Here is an 18,386-nt window from a genome sequence, read left to right on the forward strand (position 1 = left end):
GTGAAGTAGCAAAGGACGGTTTTAGCCGTTATCAGAATGAGTGAAGGACATGCAAATGTTCTTAAGCAGGGTGGTACCGCGTAATTATACGTCCCTTCATGAAGGGGCGTTTTTTATTTGGATAAAATTTGAAAAGGAGTGGGTTTGATGAATGCTTTGCTAGAAGATTTAAAATATCGCGGACTCATTAATCAAGTAACGGATGAAGAAGGATTAGATAAATTGTTGTCAGAGGAACAGGTGAAGCTGTACTGCGGTTTTGACCCGACGGCAGACAGCCTTCATATCGGGCATTTGCTGCCGATTTTAACGTTAAAAAGATTTCAAGAGGCAGGTCATCAACCGATTGCTCTTGTTGGCGGCGCAACAGGCTTGATCGGCGATCCAAGCGGAAAAAAACAGGAAAGAACATTAAATGAAAAAGAAACGGTGAAGCAGTGGTCAGAACGCATTAAGGAACAGCTTTCCCGCTTTTTGGATTTTGAAAAAGAAGGGAATCCGGCCATTTTGGCCAACAACTACGATTGGATCGGGCCATTGGATGTCATCACATTTTTGCGCGATATCGGCAAAAGCTTTGGCATAAACTATATGCTGGCGAAAGAAACCGTGCAGTCAAGAATTGAAACGGGCATTTCCTTTACGGAATTCAGCTACATGATTTTGCAATCGTACGATTTTTTAAAGCTGTACCAAACCTATGATTGCCGCTTGCAAATCGGCGGAAGCGACCAATGGGGAAATATTACGTCAGGACTTGAACTAATTCGAAAAACGGAAGAAAATGCGAAAGCATACGGTCTTACACTCCAGCTCGTCACGAAAGCCGACGGCACAAAATTCGGCAAAACGGAAGGAGGAGCCATCTGGCTCGATAAAGAAAAAACATCGCCTTACGAATTTTATCAATTTTGGATCAATACCGATGACCGGGATGTCATCAAATATTTAAAATATTTTACTTTCTTATCAAAAGAAGAAATTGAACAATTGGCAGAAGAAGTGAAAAATGCTCCTGAAAAACGGTCTGCGCAAAAAGCGTTAGCGGAAGAAGTGACAAAACTTGTCCATGGCGAAGAAGCACTCAAACAGGCAGTCAAAATTTCCGAAGCGCTGTTCAGCGGCAATATAAAAGCTTTAACAGCAGAAGAAATAAAACAAGGCTTTAAAGATGTGCCTTCGTATGAAACGACCGAAAATGAAATCGGATTAGTCGATTTATTGGTTCAGGCGAAAATTTCTCCATCGAAACGGCAGGCAAGAGAAGACATCGGAAACGGTGCGATTTACATTAACGGCGAACGGGTGCAGGAGCTTGATTATATTGTGTCTGAAAAAGACACCATCGAAGGTCAATTTGCTGTGATCCGCCGGGGCAAAAAGAAATATTTCTTAATTCATTTCAAATAATCATATGCCTCTGCTCACACTTTAGGGGCCTATTAAAATCAATTGGAAAATATACGGGCGAGTGATTCTAAACGACCACCGCTCATACCCGTATTCTATTAAATAGGTCAAAAGCATCCCCCCTTCAATTGAATGGATTAATTTATTCATTGAAGGGGGGTTTTTTCGTACAAAAGAAGCGAAAATTGTCGAAAAATACAGAATTTTGTATGTCAAAAAATGTACCTAAATCTAGTTTTTATAAAGTATAATCAATTTAACAAATTATTGAAAAGGAGGAATTATATGAAAATTAGTCGTTTAAAAAAATGGTTGATATGGGCAATTGTAAATCTGTTATTTTTCTCATCCGTTCCTTTAGACGTTTTCGCAGAAACCATTCATTCTAAAGACAACAACTCTACTGAAAGTCATTTACCGTCAAAAGTCCCGACCCCTAAAATTAACCTTAAACGAGGGGAAATCATTGAGGAACGGACAGAGAATACAAAAGTTTTTTACAATGGTGATGGCACATTTACCAAAAAGATTTATTTTGAGCCGATCCATATAAGGAAAAAGAAGGGGAAGCCATTTGAGGAAATTTCTCCTAATCTAAAATCGATAAATTTCTATTTCATCAACATTTATGAAGAAGATACGAAACTTTATTTACTTTCCATATAAACAGTGTTTTGTTTTCTTTTTCAAAATAAAGTTACAATCCATGCGAAATGATGTAAACGATCAGTAAATGTCACCTTATGATTTTGTGTCCATATTAAATTTTGGAATGTGTTATGGCCAAATCAGAGAATACCTATCTTTTTCTTTTGGTCTAGCAAAATGCTTTACACAAACTTTTAAACATTATTTGTTATTTAATAAAAATATTTACATATTTGGAAAAATAATTATAATTATTTTTGAAAGTGCTATGATGGAATATTTTAATAAATAAATTGTGTAATTCTGATTTGTAAGTGTAATACTATAGCATTCTAGCAGACAACTGTATAAGTTAATTTTATTAATGTAATTAATCTGACTTGCTTTATGTCATTATATTTGCGTTAGGTCTGCTCAACTATTTTATATAATTGAGCGGATCCGAATCTTATTTTTGAGTGCCTCCACATAATTTATAGATTAATGAATAACGAATGAATTGAATATAATGGAAAAAGTTTTGATTAGACAACTTACAGGTGTTAGTTTAAGCACTGCAGGGGTTATTCTGGATTATTTGGATTGGATTTCTTACGCATCATTATTACTGACTCTAACTGGACTTGGAGCTGCTGCATCAGCAGCAGTTTGGTCTTATCGTGCTACAATTTTGGCACTATCCAGATCGGGTAAAAGAGCAGCAGCAAAAGCACTTTAATAGAAATATAGTAAAGAAGGTAGTGTGTGGGGCACTAACTATAATGCTCCCATAAGGTGAGACACATGAGCGTGATAAATAAGTTATAATGATACCATGAAAAAAAGAAACCGATATACCGCAGAATTTAAAGCTAAGGTGGTTCTTGAGGTGTTGCGTGAAGAGCAAACCGTCAATGAAATAGCCGCCAAATATGAATTAAGCCCAGTCATGGTCAGTCGTTGGAAAGCAGAATTTCTAGAACGATCCTCGATGGTCTTTGAAAAAGGCTCAAGCGAAGTGGATAAAATCCGTAAAGAATATGAGGCCAAACAAGAAAATTTAGAGAAATTGGTAGGTCAGTTAACGGTTGAAGTTGACTGGCTGAAAAAAAAATCTGGGCTCAAATAAGTCTGTTGACGAACGAAAGGCTATGGTCGAATTCAATCACCCATCGATCAGCATCAAGCGTCAGGCACAGTTATTAGGTATTCATCGTACTAGCGTGTATCGCCAATCAAAGGGGCAAACAGAAAGCTCAGAAAACATCATGCTCATGCACGAAATGGATATGCTTTATACAGCTCATCCCTACTTTGGCTACAGGCGCATGACTGCGAAACTTCGTGAGAAAGGATTTGATGTGAATCATAAACGCGTACGCCGTCTCATGCGCCTTATGGGTATACAAGCTATTTACCCAAAACCCAACCTTAGTAAGAGGCTACATGCCAAGTACTGCCGGCCTTACCTGCTCCGTGGATGGGAGATCACCCGTCCGAACCATGTATGGGGAGTGGATATCACCTACCTTCGTATGGGACGGGGCTTTATGTACCTGTTTACCATCATCGACTGGTTCAGCCGCAAAGTGATCGATTACGAGTTATCTAGTACGCTGGAGAAAGGATTTGTCATCGACTGTCTGAAGCGGGCATTGCGTCATGGTAAGCCGGCCATCATCAATAGTGACCAGGGCAGCCATTTTACAAACGCTGACTATCTCGGGCTGTTGAAAGAGTATGGCATCCAGGTATCAATGGATGGCAAAGGACGAGCAACAGACAATAGTCGTACGGAACGATTCTTTAGAGCTTTAAAGTATGAATGTATCTATCTCAATGAATTCGAGAATCCTAAAGAGTTGCGAAAAGGCATTCGACGTTATGTTACGTTCTATAATACAGACCGACCTCACCAATCCTTGGACTATTTGACGCCAGCAACAGTGTACAAGCAACCTAAGATGGTTCAAGCATCCTAACCATCGAACGTGATGAGAGGCTTTATATGGAGAGACGGGCATGATAGGCTGTTTTAGCCATGCGATGTTATCTGTCCATCGCTCCAGCGCAAAAAATCGTGCCCGTAGAGGCTCCATGTCAAGCCTTTTTTGCACACGCACCACATTCATAGCGAAAGGAGAGAATGGATAACTTAAATATTATCAATTTGTGTCTTGACAAAGGGGTGCATTACAAAGTACCTGATTGCTTTGTCCCGGTCCGTTCAAAATAGAACCTACTATTTATATATATTTTATATTTATCTATTCGCAGCAATTTTACCATTTATAATATGGTTTATAACTTATCATTTTGGTGTTCATCAGTTCATTATCCTAACTGTTTATTTAGCAGTTGAAAGCGTGATGATCAGTTTTATATCCCAGGGAATTCATATGCAAGCAGCTGGCATTGAGGGAAGAGGCAAAGGTGGCGCGACTTTCCTAAACCAAGAATATTTTAGTGGAATGAGAAGATCCATCTGGCTCCTCAGTTGGATGCTAGGGAACTGTGCAGCCTGCGCTTCATTGGCAATTGCGAGAATGTCATCCTGCCTGCTCCTCGGCACAGGGAAAACCCATTTAGCAACATGTCTGCACCCAGTTTTAACATTTACTTCCTTATATCTTTTGAACCTTTGCATTTGTAGTATGTCATCAACGGATAAAATCCCCAATAACAGCGGTTTAAAATTCCCCAAAAATGACAGATAATCGTTTCAAAACGACATCTTGGATGAGGGGAGAAACGATGTGAAGATTGGGGAGTTTTTTATGATTCGAGAGTTGTATCAGAAAGGCTGGACTCAAACAGCGATTACCAAAAAAGTTACGAGGATTTGCCAAAGCTCATGAAGCCCTCCAGCGAATGTTTGAAGAACGTTATTGTTAACCAAATATTGTTCCTTTGCCGTTGGCGTGGGACTGGTTGGCGGTGCGGCGTTTAAAGGTGCCAAAATTGCGTATAGGGTGTATAAAGCTAGACGGGCTCTAAATTTTGCTAAAGTTACTAGAAAGGCTGTAGCTGGAAAAATAACAAGATATACTAAACATGGTTTAGCACAGGCTATGCAAAGAGATGGTGGTAGAGGAGTGGCTCCTAAAGCTATTCTAGATGCAACTAGAAACCCAAAAAAAAGTGGTTCAACAGTCAGGAGGAAGAACGAAATATGTGGGTAAGAATGCGGTTGTAGTTCTAAATAAGAACGGAAAAATAATTACTACTTACGCAAAGGGCTCAAAAGGTATAAGGAGGAAGTAAATGTTAAAGCTAAGCGCAGATATGTTACTTTTATTAAGAGAATGCTTGGAATCCCGTAGACCCGACCTTCTGTGGGTTTTAAATAATGAAATTAATATAAATGAAACTTTAGGTAACGAATTGAGAGATATTGTAAATGAAGAGTTTTTGGAAAAAGGATTAAATGATGATGAACCAAATGAGCTGGGGATAAAATTAGAGAGATTAATAGACGAAATTGGAAGGTGTTTTATGTAAGTATGTCTGTTTAAAAGGTGAAAATTCTCAGATTTACGATTTATAATCGTGAATAATCCTTAGAAGACAAATTCTCTTGAGGTTTTTCGATTAGGGTAATAGGTATGTGTCGAAAGAGAACGTGGCATGAGACTGTGGATCATAATGGTAGAATTAGACAGGTTAGACCTGATACTAAATTTACTGGTGGTGCCAAGGTTCACTATCGTTTTGATAAGAATGGGAACTATATTGGAAAGTGGTGAAAAAATGAGACAACCAACAAAAGAGGAAGTGGTTGATAAACTGAAAATGATTTTACAAGGAAAGCTAACAAGAGAGGAAACAGCAGATTGGGTTTCAGAATATGTCATGCAGGATGAGCCAAATATATCAGATGAAACTGTTTGGGAACTTTTACAAATTGTTTCCGGAGTTGATTTAAAAGATGGTCCGGATGAATACCTACATGTAGATCAAGACATTATGGATTGGATAACCAAGTATAGCGATTAAAAATGTTAAAAAACCTTGATTGGCTATGCGCCTTTCAAGGTTTTTATTTCACCGACCGGGAAACGATCACGTACGATGCGAAGGGCAACCGGACCGAAGACGGTGAGTACCAATATGAATGGAACGAAGCCGATCAGCTTGTCGCTATCACTCGAAAAGGCGAAAGCACGCCGTTTGTCACCTACAAATACGACGAAGACGGCCGCCGCATTCAAAAGACCGTGGGTGGCGTTGTGACGAACTACCACTACCAAGGCGACAGCCTCAACGTCTTATATGAAACCGACGCGAGCGGAAATGTGGTAAGATCGTATATATACGGAGAAAACGGCCAGCTGTTGGCGATGAAAAAAGGTAGTGCCACCTACTTCTACCACTACAACGCGCATGGCGATGTCATCACTTTAACAGATGCGCAAGGAAACATTGCCGTGCGCTATCAATACGATACATGGGGAAATATTCTTTCCCAATCCGGCTCCTTGGCCGACGAAAACCCATACCGATATGCAGGATACCAATATGACAACGAAACGGGTCTATACTACTTGATCGCCCGATACTTTCACCCAGAGCGTGGCGTGTTCCTATCTTTAGATCCCGACCCGAGGGATGACGATGACATCCTCACGCAAAACGGGTATACGTATGCGAACAACGACCTGGTGATGTTGGTCGATCCGGATAGGCACAGGGCTAAATTATTTAAAGACATATTTCAAAAGATAAAGAAAACAGGCTTTAAAATTTACAAAATAGGACGGATAAAGGGGGCAAACGATTCGGGTAAAGGATATTGGGGAGTTCTTTATTCTACTAAAAATAATAAAGGTAAAAGGAAATATAGATCTATAGAACTCCATCCTCCGCATAATAACCATGGTTATCATTTACAAAGTAACAAGTTTACTAAAAATCATCCTCATTTTAAAGGTAAATTTTATAGAAGTGGAGAAGCCTGGAGGATTACAATATGGAAAGTGAAGAACAGGAAAAAATAGCTTATATATTTTGTAAAATGTTTATATGTGGAGGGAAAAATGAATTTTTTTAAAAAGATTTTCTTTAGCAAATATGAACAGTTTGCTAAAGAGCTTGGCTATCGTACATGGTCTGAGGCTAGTGATAATACATTCTTTATGTTTCATATTCCAGAAGACGGGGGATGGTATGTTACTGAATTGCCAAATAGAACTTGGGCAGTATGGAATAATGAAGGGGATCCACCTTATAGTTTTGTTACTTTTTTGACATGGAGTGAAACGATAAGGTATTTGAGGAAGTTGTTTAATGAATATGGTTATCCTGAAACTTATTGGGCTCCAGAAGGATATGGCATTGATGATGATATGTTTTTAAATCCACCTCAAAAAGATAAGAAGTTATAGACTATGTAAGAAATTTTATAAGAGAGAAAGGCAGGTTTCTTAGCTAGGGGAAATCTGCCTTTTCAATTACGAGGTTTGGGGAAACCATCTCAGAATTCGGGAAACAGAAGAAAAAACCCTACCGCTATGCGGGATACCAAATATGACCAAGAAACGGGTCTATACTACCTGATCGCCCGATACTATCATCCAACTCATGGCGTGTTCTTATCCATGGACCTTGATCCAGGAGATTCGGACGATATCTTGACGCAGAACGGCTATACGTATGCAAACAACAACCCGGTGATGCTGGTCGATCCGGATGGGCATTATGCTCATATTGTTATTATAGCCGGAATGGGGGCTTATAGAGCTTATAAGATTTATAAGGTCTACAAGAAGTATAAAAAAATTTCAAAAAAATATCATTCGAATCGTAAAAGAAATTCTGCGATACATCATGGATATGAAATTTATGATAAAAAAACTAATAAAGTAGTTAAAGTTGGTATTAGTAGTGGAAGGATTTCTAAAAAGGGAAAATCATATCGCGCTGAAAGACAAGTTAGAAAGTGGAATAGGCAATACAGGACAGATCGGTATGCTTCACGAATAGTAAAAACTAACATACGTGGTAGGTATAATGCACTGAGATGGAAAAAAGACATAAGGAATACATTAATAGAATCCAGCCTAACAACAAATTATCACCTCCATTTCACTATCGTCCATAAATTTAATAAAAGGAAGTGAAAAAATGACTGTTATAAGGGATATTCAACTTTCTATTCCAAGTGATATAAACTATTTTGATCATACTGTAATAGTTGACTATGATACTGGTGAGACAAGCCCCTTTACCGATTATAGGCAAAGCAAGTCCGCCATCTTTCATTATGAAACAAGATGTATTACATCACTTTATACTCGTCTTTTGCCCGAAATTCATACAGATGGGGAAAAGGGGGTTATCATTCAATGCGTACCGGATCTATCTAAATTAAGCGAGAAAGAAATTGAAATGGAAATGGTACCCGATTTTATTACTGTTTATGTTGAAATGGATTATAATCAATACTTCTCTCTTACGGATGACTTGGAAAAAAAGAAAATGGTATTAGAAGTGTTACAAGAGGGTATGGAAAAACTTGCTGATGAGCGAGGATGGGATAAGCAAATTTTTCGTGAAATATACAACAAGATAAAAGAATTAAATTACAAAAATACATTTATCTATAAGAAAAAGAGCAGTCCTAATCGTAGATATATATGTAGCATTATATGTGAACACGAAGTCTCTTATGTAGATATATATTTAGAAATAAAACGTCAAAAAGGAAATAAGGTTTTAAAAAAAGAAAGATTGGTAAGAGTAGACAGACCACACGAATCTTTTTATTGGAGATATTTAGGGGATTTAACATGGACACTAAATCATAAGGTAACATTTACCGATCATTTACATCATTTTGGGTGGGTTGTAACTTTTTTAGAAAAAGAAACGCAGCTTATATGGAAAGTAAATAAAGTTTCGTATCTTTCTTCATAAATTCATATGTTAGTAAATATCCCGCCAAAAATGAGTGTTTCCTCGTTTGTGGGATATTTAAAAGAGAAAAGCAGTTTAATGATATTTGATAGAAATGTACATTTAAAATATCGGTATGGCAACAGAAAATTTTGGTGCAGAGGTTTTTATGTGGATACGGTAGGAAGAAATAAAAAAGTAAATTGAAGAATATATACGGAATCAAATACAGGATGATATAGTTACAGATCAAATAAGATAGATCCGTTCACGGGGAAAGAGATAAAAAGTAACCATTTGAGGGTTGCCGGAAGAGAAGTGCAGTTGGCGAACCTTTCATAATGTAAAAGGAAAGAATAGAGGTGCAGAAAGAGTAGTTATAAATCAGCCTAATGGCAGGGTTTATTACACAAAAAATCATTACAAAACGTTCAGAAGGATAAGATAGAATGAAAATGATAAGTTATCAGAATTTATTGGAAAACAGTAAAAGAACATTTTTTTTGGCATATTCTATGGAGAGAATTCGCATGATTCAAAATACTGCAAATCCTAATGTAAAGATTTTTTATTTAGCAGGAAAAGAATGCACAACTTAAACAAAGCTTTTGAAGGAATTCGCACGAAAAATGAGTTTTCCAGATTATTTTGGTTGTAATTGGCAGCCTTTAGATGAATGTATTAATGATTTGGATTGGATTAAGGAAAATGAAGGGGCTGTCCGATAAGTCCCTAAAATGAAGCAAGTGGAGAAAAACAATTCGTTTCTCTCCACTTGCTTTTATATTTTTTCGATTTTTATCTGAAAGTAGCTGGCGGATGCCGGCTACTTTCAGTATGTTGTGGGCTAATGCCACAATCCCAAACTCAACATGTACCTTGTCGAGGCCCCGCAAAGAAAATCTGCGGAACGACCGATTGCCCTTGATGTGACCGAACACACTTTCTGCCTCGACTTTGCGTCGAGCGTAGATTGCGGCTTTCTCTTCACATTCAAGGGCTGTTTTGGCCTTTGCTTTCATTTCTTCGAAGATGGGATTCCAGTGAACTTGACGATTTCCCTTCGCTTTTGTGCATTTCGCTTTCAATGGGCAATCGGTACAATCTTCACATTCGTATATTTTGAAGCTTTGTTCATAGCCAGATGGATTCTTTTTGTTTTGGTATTTTTTAAACGTTACTCTCCTTCCATTCGGGCAAATAAAACAATCCTCCTCTTCACAATAGGTCCAGTTTTTGGCATTTTTAATGTCTTTTTTGTATGTACGTGTTTGTTCTTTTACATAGCTCCCATAAGGAATTAGAAACTCAAAACGGGGCTCTTTCTCATCACCAACTGCATATACATAGTTTTCTTCACTACCATAGCCTGCATCCGCAATGACCGTTTTGGGCATCGGTAATGAACTGGAGGCTAGCTTCTCCATATGTGGGATAAAGCAACGTGTATCGGTCGGTCGTTGATGAATGGTATAAAACAAGATAAACTGATTCTCTGTCCCCATTTGCACGTTGTATCCGGGCTTGAGCTGACCGTTTTTCATATGGTCTTCTTTCATGCGCATGAAGGTTGCGTCTTTGTCTGTTTTCGAGTAGCTGTTACGGTCACCGAACATTTCCTTTTGTTCCTTGTATCTTGCCATTCGGGGCAGGAAATCTTCACGAATTTGTTTCACCGATTTCTTTAATTGACTGCGTTTTTTTCGCTTCTCTTTCCGAATGGATGTATCGGTCTCCTTTTCGATTTCTTCCGTTAGCGTTTCAACTTTTTCTTCTATTTCTTTTGCGATTTCCTCCAGGTTTTGTTCGGTGATCTCTGTATGTTGATCGCTTTCCTTTTGCCCTGTTCCGGCTTCTAATTGGGTTAATTCATGAATGTGCTTTAGTGTTTCTTGGATTTTTTCTTTTAATTTCTCTTCGAATTTCAAAGTGGATTTTTTCCACACAAAAGAATACTTATTGGCATCGGCTTCGATCTTAGTGCCATCCAAAAAGTAGTTTTCCATCGTGATGTAATGTTCTTTTATCAATTTGAGAATCATGACTTCAAAGAGCTCATCCATTAAAGCTTTCATCCGTTCCCCTCGGAACTCATTAATGGTGCGAAAATCTGGTTGTTGCATCGCTGAAAGCCACATGGCAGGAATATTTTCTTTAACGAGTTTTTCGATTCCTCGGCAGGAATAAACCTTTTGAGAATAAGCATACAGAATGATTTTCAGCATCATTTTGGGATGATAGGAACTTCTGCCGCCGCCTTTATAATGAGAAAACAATTGTTTATCTGGTATCGCCTCCACCATTTCGTCCACGACACGTGCCACGTGATGTTCGGGTATAAGAGATTCAATATCATAAATCATTTGAACTTGACGGTTGTCATATGGTTTGAAAGTAGGGGCTAAATTTCTTTTGGCAGGAGTTTTTTCTTCTTTTCCATCTAGAGGAAGTGTCATTTGTGTGTTATAATTTTCACGAGTAATCATTTGATTGCTCATAAAAAATCGTCCTTTCTGTAATGTTGTGTGGTAACTTCATTTTACTAGAAAGGACGATTTTTTTGTGCATTTTTTTTAAAAAGTGAAAAAATGAGGGGCTCCAAAAAGTCAGTTACCCTGACTTTTTGGACAGCCCCATGCACACTATATTCTTAATAGTCCCTTTGTTATTTTGAAAGAGCAACTGTTTTCATCATTTATTGAGCTATTAGAGAATGCAAAATTGGAATGGGAAAATGGTAGAAATTTTGATGATTTTCCCACATTGCCAACCCATTTTAATATTGTGTTCGTTACAAGAGAATCGGAAGAAAAATTTTTATTAAAGTTAAAAAAAGTAACTAGTTTCAGGATTGTTGAAATTTAAAGAACTCGAACCCTCTTTGATGAAAAGAGTTTTTTTTTATAAGTACAAAACCTTCATCCATAGCATCCCACCCTCTTTGGGAGTGGGTTTTTTAATAAAGAAAAGCTTGTCAAATTTTATTTTAATTGTAAAATACTAGTTATATAGGTAATTATATGAAAATTAAAAATATTTGTTTGGTTTCATTGCACTTTTTTGTCCTTATTTTTATACGAGTTTTCCAGTAAATGCACAAAGTAATCTTCAGACAATTATCATCGCCTGATTATATGACGAATTGCCCTGTGATTTAATTGAAGATTTAGAAACAGTTCCGACTGCGGAGAAGGGGGAAGAGGTGATCTCTCGGCAAGATGGATTTTAAGTGAAAATTGACATAGACGATCAAGAAGCGGGCTCGGAGCTATCGGTTTCTGTCGATTCCCAAAACTTAGAGGATGATGGAGCACTTTTGTTTGTAAGAAGGAGTGTAGATGATTATGAATATTGAGCCAAGTGTTTATGAACCTACATATATATCCATCTTGTTAATCTTACTCGGTTTAGGTTATTTATTTTTAATAGGATTAGCTATTTCTGTAAATTATCATTTTATCTCCGCATAAAAAGCCTTCTTTTTTGCAAATTCCTTCGGGATGTTCTTCTCCCCTTTTCTGAAAGAGTGTGCTAAATTTTTAGTAAATTGTTTCGGAGGGGGAGAACGAGACCGTGATTCGATTGTACGACTTTGGAATCGATGTGCAAACCTATGCGGACTTAGGAAAACAGAATGCTTTTCCGTCGATCCATCGTTGTCCACATTGCCAAGTCAAGCGAACCCTTTACCGTCACGGCTATTATGAACGAAATGCATTAATGGGACAAGAAGCCTATCGGATTTGGATTGCTCGTTATCGATGCACGATATGCCAAAAGACGGTTACGGTGCTTCCCACGTTTCTCTTCCCTTATTTCCAATACACGATTTGGACGATCCTCCCATGCATCAACGAGCGCCTCTCGTTTCTCTTAGACAAGGGGACACGTTCGTCAAGGTTCTTTCCTACCCGACAAGGAGTCTATTTTTATATGCGTCGACTACTCTCCAACTTACCGTGGCTTCGTTGGTTTTTTCAAACCAAAGGGAAGCGAATTCTTGGGTTGTCCGATGAACCACTCGTTCAAGCACAGGAGTGGATTCAAAAAATGGAGGAGGTCTGTTTGGAAAAACTCATCCAAGCGATGTGGAATGAACAATCTACCCATTTTTTAGCGAATAGATTCGGTGCCTAATTTGTTTCTTTTTGGATCTATTTCCAAAAGCAATCGATTCCACAAACCTTTTGCGTCGACGAGTGGAAAGTGATGGGTTATGATGAAGGCAGGACGAACCTGTTGGTTCTTCCGCAAAATCGAAGAAGGAGGAAACCCTGATGGACGAATCGGTGAGACAAGAAATCGCCCTATTTCGGTATGGATTGATCGCACCGTTAGTCAATGGGCAGGTGGATCGGACATCGTACCTGAAGGAGGTGTCAACGCGCATGCATTGGGTTCCGCACTATGGAGAGAAACGGATCGCAGCGAAGACGATTCTAGATTGGTGCACGCAGTACAAAAAAGGGGGCTTTGAGGCGCTGAAGCCAAAACGACGGTCAGACCGTGGTCATTCCCGAAGGCTGTCACCTGAAGACGAAGATCATATTTTAACCCTAAGAAAAAAACTTCCCCACATGCCCGTGACGGTGTTTTACCAACACCTTATTGAGCAGGGGGAAATCGAAAAACAACTTGTATCTTACTTTACTATATATCGATTGTGCAAAAAATACAACCTCGTGGGGAAAGAAATTTTACCGATTCCTGAACGAAAACGGTTTGCGTACGATCGAGTCAATGAGTTATGGCAAGGGGATTTGTCCCATGGTCCAATGATACGAGAGAATGGAAAAGCGCAAAAAACATTTTTGATTGCCTACATCGATGACTGTTCGCGGGTCGTACCGTACGCTCAGTTTTTCTCTTCCGAGAAATTTGACGGGTTGCGGATCGTGACCAAAGAAGCGCTGCTTCGGTACGGGAAGCCGAAACGAATTTATTCGGACAACGGCAAAATTTATCGATCGGAGACACTACAATATGCTTGCGCAGAATTAGGGATCACGCTCATTCATACGCAGCCATATGATCCACAGAGCAAAGGGAAAATCGAGCGATTTTTTAAGACGGTGCAAACTAGGTTTTCCCCGTTGTTGGAGATGAAACCGGCTACGTCGCTTCAAGAGCTGAACGAACGCTTCTGGAAGTGGCTCGAAAAAGACTACCACCGGAAGCCCCATGCGTCGTTAGACGGAAAAACGCCGCATGAAGTGTTTCAATCGCAAGTGCAAGTAGTATCATTCGTGGAGGATGCGACTTGGCTGGATACGGTCTTTTTGAAGCGAGAGTTTCGCAAAGTGAAAGCCGATGGGACGATTACGTTAAACAAACAGCTGTATGAGGTTCCACCTCGGTTTATCGGACAATCAGTGGAAATTCGGTATGATGAGCAAGGGGTGTATGTATACGAAGACGGCAAAGAAGCAGCGAAAGCGACGCTGGTGCGTCTGCACGATAATGCCCACGTGAAACGCCATCGATCGCCATTTACGGGACTAGGAAAGGAGGAAGGAACGGATGTATAAAACGTTCTACTCCCTTTCTCGAGAGCCGTTTTCGAAAGACACAAGTCCGTCTGAAGCATATCGAGGGTCTTCTTACGAAGAGGCATTACATGCATTGGATTACGTGAAACGAACGAAAGGAATCGGTCTACTGACAGGAGAGCCGGGGGTGGGGAAAACGTTCGCCCTTCGGACGTTCAAAGAATCGTTACATCCTTCGTTGTATCACGTGGTGTATTTCCCGTTATCAACGGGTGGTGTGATGGATTTTTATCGAGGACTAGCCTTAGGGTTAGGCGAGGAGCCGAAATACCGCAAGGTGGACTTGTTTTACCAAATTCAACAAGGAATCGAACGAATGTATCATGAACGTCGAATCACCCCTGTGATTCTGCTTGATGAAATGCATCTAGCGAAAGATGCGTTTTTGCAGGATATCGCCATTCTGTTTAATTTTCACATGGATTCAACGAATCCGTTCGTGTTGATTTTGGCAGGGCTGCCGCACTTACAGATACGACTGCGCTTGAATCACCATCGTCCGCTTCAGCAACGAATCATCATGCGATATCGGATGGGGACACTCTCCAAAGAAGAAGTGGCAGCGTACATTGAGCAGCGAATGAAGCAAGCAGGGGTAAAACACTCGATTTTTACCCCTGCGGCTCTAGAGGCAATTGCCCTACAGTCGCAAGGATGGCCACGAGTCATCAATACGTTAACGACTACCTGCCTTTTATACGGCTACCAGCTAAAAAAAGACGTGATTGACGAAGAAATTGTTCGAATGGCGGTGGAGGAAACAGGGGCATAATGAAAGGGGCCGAACGGCTCCTTTTGGTTTTACGATTCTCGTCTGAAATAGTGCGCAAACAATCGGAAAAAGCGTGCAAAATCGGAGAGAATTCGCAAACATTTTTAGAGGTATTTCCGATTTTAGTCCAAAATAATTTGAAAAAAGTGGTTCTAAAATAGTGTGCTAATTTACACTATTTCCAAATATCAATTTAAGATTTCCGGTAAAATTTTTTTGGTAATATCCATTGTAATTTATTTATTGGTCGGAGCTTATATGGTAGAAACAGGATATTATATCGATGAGGAGGCACCTGATGCGCTTGTTTTTCATAAATTTGGCTTTTTGGAATTAATCATCCTGTCCTATGCGTACATTTTTTTAGGACTTGCAGTAGGGTTTGGGAAAAGGAAAGAGAATTGAAATTGGAAATCCCCAAGGAATTTGGAGCCGTGGAGACGGGATATAAGGATGTAATCCATAATAAAAAGGGATCAAGGAGAACGATAACAATGAAAATTAGTGAATTGGCTGTTTACGAGCCATATTATATTTCAATTTTTTTAGTCTTACTTGGATTAGGATATTGGGTGATAATTGCGTTAGTTGTTTCTAGATTTCGTTTTACTATATTCGGTAAATTATTTTTGGCAATATCCATTGTGATCTATCTCTTGGTAGGAGTTTATATGGTTGGCAAGGGGGATTATATCGATGAAAAAGCTCCGGATTCACTTATTTTTCATAAATTTGGCTTTTTGGAATTAATCATCCTGTCCTATGCGTACATTTTTCTAGGACTTGCGGTAGGGTTTGGGAAAAGGAAAGACAATTGAATGTTAAATCTTGGATTTTTCAATATTCCACTTGTTTTTTCATAACACGGTTATGCAAAAAAGATTGGCCAAATTTTATGGTCAATCTTTTCATTTGTCTATTCAAATACTTTTGTTGAAGAGGAAGATCTTATCGTTTTATTTTCTCTCCGCTCTTATTTCTTTTTTTAAGAAACCAGAGCAGGACTGTAAGTGAAAATAATAAAATTGGTATATATCCAACTAACCGCCATGCGTTTAACGCACCGAGAAAATAATATGCAACTGGTAAAAATGTTACAGTACTAATAAGCATAAACAGCCAAGAACGATGGAGTAAACCAATTATAAATGTAATTATTGAAATAACAAATGAAGTTCTCCATAAGAATATAATCAAATTAAAATCATCCAATATATCGTCCCCCCCCTGCGTGAAATACTGTAATATTTAAAGAAACTAGGAGCTGTCCAAAAGGTCAGGGTTAACTGACTTTTTCGAGCCCTTTCATTTTAGGGACTTATCGGGCAGACCATTTTTTCTATCTTTTTATATCCTTCAGAAGTCTTATGAAGGACTTTTCTTATGCTCCCTCTTTCTGAATTGGTTCTTCAAAAGTTTTCTGACGGACATTCAGCACATATAATTGCTTCTTGTTGGGTTCATTGCCTCTTATGAAGGACATTTACAAAGTTTATTCAATTATTTTTGTCCTTCACTGTAGTATTTCTCCAAACTCTTTCATTTTAGGAACTCATCAGGCAGCCCCTTTAAAAAATTGATTTCTTACTCATCATCAACTTTTAATTTTAAATTTGAGTAAAGAACTAAATTCCTACCTCAAATTTTGCTTCGTCATCCGATGTATCAGCATCTATTTCATTAGAAGATCATTAATCGATATTATTTCACCAGCTGTGAAAGCATTCGTTAGTGGGATTTTACAAATAAATCTAATAGAATATTGCCGTATATAAATATTCTTCATTATGCACTCAATTCCTTTTTTTGTTTTAAGAAGTGAGTCTTCAAGCTTTTTTCTGCAACGATATGGCATGCAGGCACAAAACTAAACAATTTAAATTCAATAGAGCAAATGTCCCGTGTATTTTATGTGAGTAAAAAGAATTAGTTAAAAATAGGGAAAATTTTAAGTTATAAAAACGTTTTACTATGCACATACATTTTATGAATCGTGATAGATCTGAATTTACTGATACGATTTCAAGGATTTCCACAGGCTCTAAATCTCATTTTGGTACTTTCATGTATATAAAAATAATTCAGCATCTGTCCGCATTTTTATAAAAAGTAGCTCCAAAAGCTGCCCCACTTGCCCCAAAATAATACATTATGATCAAATTGTGATCAAACCTAAATTGAAACAAAAAAACCCTGAAATCCTTTCTTCTCAAGGGTTTCAGGGTTTTTAAATACTGAATTATACAATCTAATTTTATTAACGAGAGTAGAACTCAACGATGAGCGATTCGTTGATTTCCGCAGGCAATTCAGAGCGTTCAGGCAGACGAGTGTATGTTCCTTCAAGCTTTTCCGGATCAAATGTTAAATATTCAGGAACAAAGTTGTTTAATTCAACCGCTTCTTTAATGATTTGAAGGTTGCGGGATTTTTCACGGACAGAAATCGTTTGGCCTGGTTTTACTTGGTAAGACGGAATGTCCACGCGGCTTCCATCCACTAAAATATGGCCGTGGTTAACCAATTGGCGTGCTTGACGGCGAGTGCGAGCCAAGCCAAGACGATAAACAATGTTATCTAAACGAGACTCTAAAAGGATCATGAAGTTTTCACCGTGAATACCCGGCATTTTGCCCGCCTTTACGAAAGTATTGCGGAATTGACGTTCGTTAACTCCGTACATATGGCGAAGCTTTTGTTTTTCTTGCAATTGTAAGCCGTATTCAGAAAGTTTTTTCCGTTGGCCTGGACCATGCTGACCAGGTGCATACGGGCGTTTTTCAAGCTCTTTGCCTGTGCCGCTCAAAGAAATGCCTAAACGGCGGGAAATTTTCCATGTAGGACCTGTATAACGAGACATATTGCTCCTCCTTTTGTATTTTCGATTGTAAAATACAAACAGACTGATTCTCTCAATTATGCACATTTTGTTTTCATGTACCTTCGCTCCAGCAGCAGAGAGTTACACGGTACACCTCAGATTTGAGGAACAAAATGACATCATAATTGTCGAATCCTTAGGCTGCTATATTTTACACAACGATCATTATATGATTTTAAATGAGCGGTGTCAAGATTATTTCCTTTGCTGTCAGCGAAAAGGAATATTTAATCCGACGAACTTCACACATTCA

At 38.6% G+C, this 18,386-nt stretch carries 17 protein-coding genes, 4 pseudogenes and 1 other annotated feature (1 of these 22 cut by a window edge); of the genes and pseudogenes, 19 read left to right on the forward strand and 2 right to left on the reverse strand.

The genetic code is table 11. The annotated features are described in order from the left end of the window. Nucleotides 1-99 (forward strand) — a binding site (T-box leader); it begins 117 nt to the left of the window's first position. Between the two features lie 48 nt (nucleotides 100-147). The 13 genes and pseudogenes from tyrS to NSQ94_RS04915 all read left to right on the forward strand — a co-directional run bounded on the left by tyrS (nucleotide 148) and on the right by NSQ94_RS04915 (nucleotide 9,379). Then, nucleotides 148-1,410 (forward strand): tyrosine--tRNA ligase, encoded by a 1,263-nt coding sequence (gene tyrS, locus NSQ94_RS04855; protein ID WP_066248876.1) that lies wholly within the window; start codon nucleotides 148-150, stop codon nucleotides 1,408-1,410. Nucleotides 1,411-1,695: 285 nt separating this feature from the next. After that, on the forward strand, nucleotides 1,696-2,076 hold the full coding sequence (locus NSQ94_RS04860; RefSeq protein ID WP_066248873.1) for a hypothetical protein: 381 nt from the start codon (nucleotides 1,696-1,698) through the stop codon (nucleotides 2,074-2,076). Between the two features lie 490 nt (nucleotides 2,077-2,566). After that, nucleotides 2,567-2,776 carry a hypothetical protein gene (locus tag NSQ94_RS04865; RefSeq protein ID WP_130157325.1) on the forward strand — a complete coding sequence of 70 codons (210 nt, stop codon included), beginning with the start codon at nucleotides 2,567-2,569 and terminating at the stop codon, nucleotides 2,774-2,776. Between the two features lie 96 nt (nucleotides 2,777-2,872). Continuing rightward, a protein-coding gene (locus tag NSQ94_RS04870) for an IS3 family transposase (protein WP_339230279.1) occupies nucleotides 2,873-4,019 on the forward strand; the annotation gives its coding sequence in 2 pieces (ribosomal slippage) (nucleotides 2,873-3,142 and nucleotides 3,144-4,019; 1,146 coding nt in all). 1,282 nt (nucleotides 4,020-5,301) lie between these two features. Further along, nucleotides 5,302-5,538 carry a hypothetical protein gene (locus NSQ94_RS04875; protein WP_066246758.1) on the forward strand — a complete coding sequence of 79 codons (237 nt, stop codon included), beginning with the start codon at nucleotides 5,302-5,304 and terminating at the stop codon, nucleotides 5,536-5,538. Between the two features lie 144 nt (nucleotides 5,539-5,682). Next, nucleotides 5,683-6,033 (forward strand): hypothetical protein, encoded by a 351-nt coding sequence (locus NSQ94_RS04880; protein ID WP_242513834.1) that lies wholly within the window; start codon nucleotides 5,683-5,685, stop codon nucleotides 6,031-6,033. Between the two features lie 59 nt (nucleotides 6,034-6,092). Further along, nucleotides 6,093-7,034 (forward strand): annotated as a pseudogene (locus NSQ94_RS04885) (RHS repeat-associated core domain-containing protein); the annotation flags it as partial. A 39-nt stretch (nucleotides 7,035-7,073) separates the two neighbouring features. Next, entirely contained in the window at nucleotides 7,074-7,421 is a 348-nt protein-coding gene (locus NSQ94_RS04890) for a hypothetical protein (RefSeq protein ID WP_063387355.1), read from the forward strand. 119 nt (nucleotides 7,422-7,540) lie between these two features. Further along, a pseudogene (locus NSQ94_RS04895) lies at nucleotides 7,541-7,811 on the forward strand (RHS repeat-associated core domain-containing protein); the annotation flags it as partial. A 93-nt stretch (nucleotides 7,812-7,904) separates the two neighbouring features. After that, nucleotides 7,905-8,156, forward strand: a pseudogene (locus tag NSQ94_RS04900) (hypothetical protein); the annotation flags it as partial. A 4-nt stretch (nucleotides 8,157-8,160) separates the two neighbouring features. Further along, nucleotides 8,161-8,952, forward strand: a complete 792-nt coding sequence (locus NSQ94_RS04905; RefSeq protein WP_130158291.1) for a hypothetical protein — start codon at nucleotides 8,161-8,163, stop codon at nucleotides 8,950-8,952. After that, nucleotides 8,953-9,273, forward strand: a pseudogene (tnpA, locus tag NSQ94_RS04910) (IS200/IS605 family transposase); the annotation flags it as partial. It abuts the gene before it with no gap. Beyond that, nucleotides 9,236-9,379 (forward strand): ribonuclease domain-containing protein, encoded by a 144-nt coding sequence (locus tag NSQ94_RS04915; RefSeq protein WP_082829417.1) that lies wholly within the window; start codon nucleotides 9,236-9,238, stop codon nucleotides 9,377-9,379. The pseudogene tnpA and the gene NSQ94_RS04915, both read left to right, overlap by 38 nt. 220 nt (nucleotides 9,380-9,599) lie before the next feature. On the opposite strand, the gene NSQ94_RS04920 is transcribed toward NSQ94_RS04915, so the two are convergent. Continuing rightward, nucleotides 9,600-11,429 (reverse strand): IS1182 family transposase, encoded by a 1,830-nt coding sequence (locus NSQ94_RS04920; RefSeq protein ID WP_339230281.1) that lies wholly within the window; start codon nucleotides 11,427-11,429, stop codon nucleotides 9,600-9,602. Nucleotides 11,430-12,160: 731 nt separating this feature from the next. Between NSQ94_RS04920 and NSQ94_RS04925 the strand changes: the two genes are divergently transcribed. From NSQ94_RS04925 to NSQ94_RS04950, 6 genes are all read left to right on the forward strand, one after another. Beyond that, nucleotides 12,161-12,286, forward strand: a complete 126-nt coding sequence (locus tag NSQ94_RS04925) for a hypothetical protein (protein WP_261308728.1) — start codon at nucleotides 12,161-12,163, stop codon at nucleotides 12,284-12,286. Nucleotides 12,287-12,504: 218 nt separating this feature from the next. Further along, nucleotides 12,505-13,068 (forward strand): DUF6431 domain-containing protein, encoded by a 564-nt coding sequence (locus NSQ94_RS04930; protein WP_063388963.1) that lies wholly within the window; start codon nucleotides 12,505-12,507, stop codon nucleotides 13,066-13,068. 140 nt (nucleotides 13,069-13,208) lie between these two features. Then, on the forward strand, nucleotides 13,209-14,459 hold the full coding sequence (locus NSQ94_RS04935) for an IS481 family transposase (RefSeq protein ID WP_311066471.1): 1,251 nt from the start codon (nucleotides 13,209-13,211) through the stop codon (nucleotides 14,457-14,459). Continuing rightward, nucleotides 14,452-15,252: an AAA family ATPase gene (locus NSQ94_RS04940; protein ID WP_063389145.1), complete on the forward strand. Its 801-nt coding sequence runs from the start codon at nucleotides 14,452-14,454 to the stop codon at nucleotides 15,250-15,252. The genes NSQ94_RS04935 and NSQ94_RS04940 overlap by 8 nt, the downstream gene beginning before the upstream one ends. Before the next feature lie 258 nt (nucleotides 15,253-15,510). After that, complete coding sequence (locus NSQ94_RS04945; protein ID WP_339230284.1) at nucleotides 15,511-15,657, forward strand: hypothetical protein; 147 nt, start codon at nucleotides 15,511-15,513, stop codon at nucleotides 15,655-15,657. An 89-nt stretch (nucleotides 15,658-15,746) separates the two neighbouring features. Beyond that, the gene (locus NSQ94_RS04950; protein WP_133309111.1) at nucleotides 15,747-16,070 is read left to right on the forward strand and encodes a hypothetical protein; all 324 of its coding nucleotides are present in this window, start codon (nucleotides 15,747-15,749) and stop codon (nucleotides 16,068-16,070) included. Nucleotides 16,071-17,509: 1,439 nt separating this feature from the next. On the opposite strand, the gene rpsD is transcribed toward NSQ94_RS04950, so the two are convergent. Beyond that, nucleotides 17,510-18,112 (reverse strand): 30S ribosomal protein S4, encoded by a 603-nt coding sequence (rpsD, locus tag NSQ94_RS04955; protein WP_063387361.1) that lies wholly within the window; start codon nucleotides 18,110-18,112, stop codon nucleotides 17,510-17,512. Nucleotides 18,113-18,386 lie beyond the last annotated feature (274 nt).

The organism is Aeribacillus sp. FSL K6-2833 (assembly GCF_037965815.1).
GTDB classification, from domain to species: Bacteria; Bacillota; Bacilli; order Bacillales; family Aeribacillaceae; genus Aeribacillus; species Aeribacillus composti.

Bases quoted from the DNA above. Each gene is read 5' to 3' on its own strand.
- tyrS (WP_066248876.1), top strand. From the start codon at position 148: ATGAATGCTTTGCTAGAAGATTTAAAATATCGCGGACTCATTAATCAA.
- NSQ94_RS04860 (WP_066248873.1), top strand. From the start codon at position 1,696: ATGAAAATTAGTCGTTTAAAAAAATGGTTGATATGGGCAATTGTAAAT.
- NSQ94_RS04865 (WP_130157325.1), top strand. From the start codon at position 2,567: ATGGAAAAAGTTTTGATTAGACAACTTACAGGTGTTAGTTTAAGCACT.
- NSQ94_RS04875 (WP_066246758.1), top strand. From the start codon at position 5,302: ATGTTAAAGCTAAGCGCAGATATGTTACTTTTATTAAGAGAATGCTTG.
- NSQ94_RS04880 (WP_242513834.1), top strand. From the start codon at position 5,683: ATGGTAGAATTAGACAGGTTAGACCTGATACTAAATTTACTGGTGGTG.
- NSQ94_RS04890 (WP_063387355.1), top strand. From the start codon at position 7,074: ATGAATTTTTTTAAAAAGATTTTCTTTAGCAAATATGAACAGTTTGCT.
- NSQ94_RS04905 (WP_130158291.1), top strand. From the start codon at position 8,161: ATGACTGTTATAAGGGATATTCAACTTTCTATTCCAAGTGATATAAAC.
- NSQ94_RS04920 (WP_339230281.1), bottom strand. From the start codon at position 11,429: ATGAGCAATCAAATGATTACTCGTGAAAATTATAACACACAAATGACA.
- NSQ94_RS04935 (WP_311066471.1), top strand. From the start codon at position 13,209: ATGGACGAATCGGTGAGACAAGAAATCGCCCTATTTCGGTATGGATTG.
- NSQ94_RS04940 (WP_063389145.1), top strand. From the start codon at position 14,452: ATGTATAAAACGTTCTACTCCCTTTCTCGAGAGCCGTTTTCGAAAGAC.
- NSQ94_RS04945 (WP_339230284.1), top strand. From the start codon at position 15,511: ATGGTAGAAACAGGATATTATATCGATGAGGAGGCACCTGATGCGCTT.
- NSQ94_RS04950 (WP_133309111.1), top strand. From the start codon at position 15,747: ATGAAAATTAGTGAATTGGCTGTTTACGAGCCATATTATATTTCAATT.
- rpsD (WP_063387361.1), bottom strand. From the start codon at position 18,112: ATGTCTCGTTATACAGGTCCTACATGGAAAATTTCCCGCCGTTTAGGC.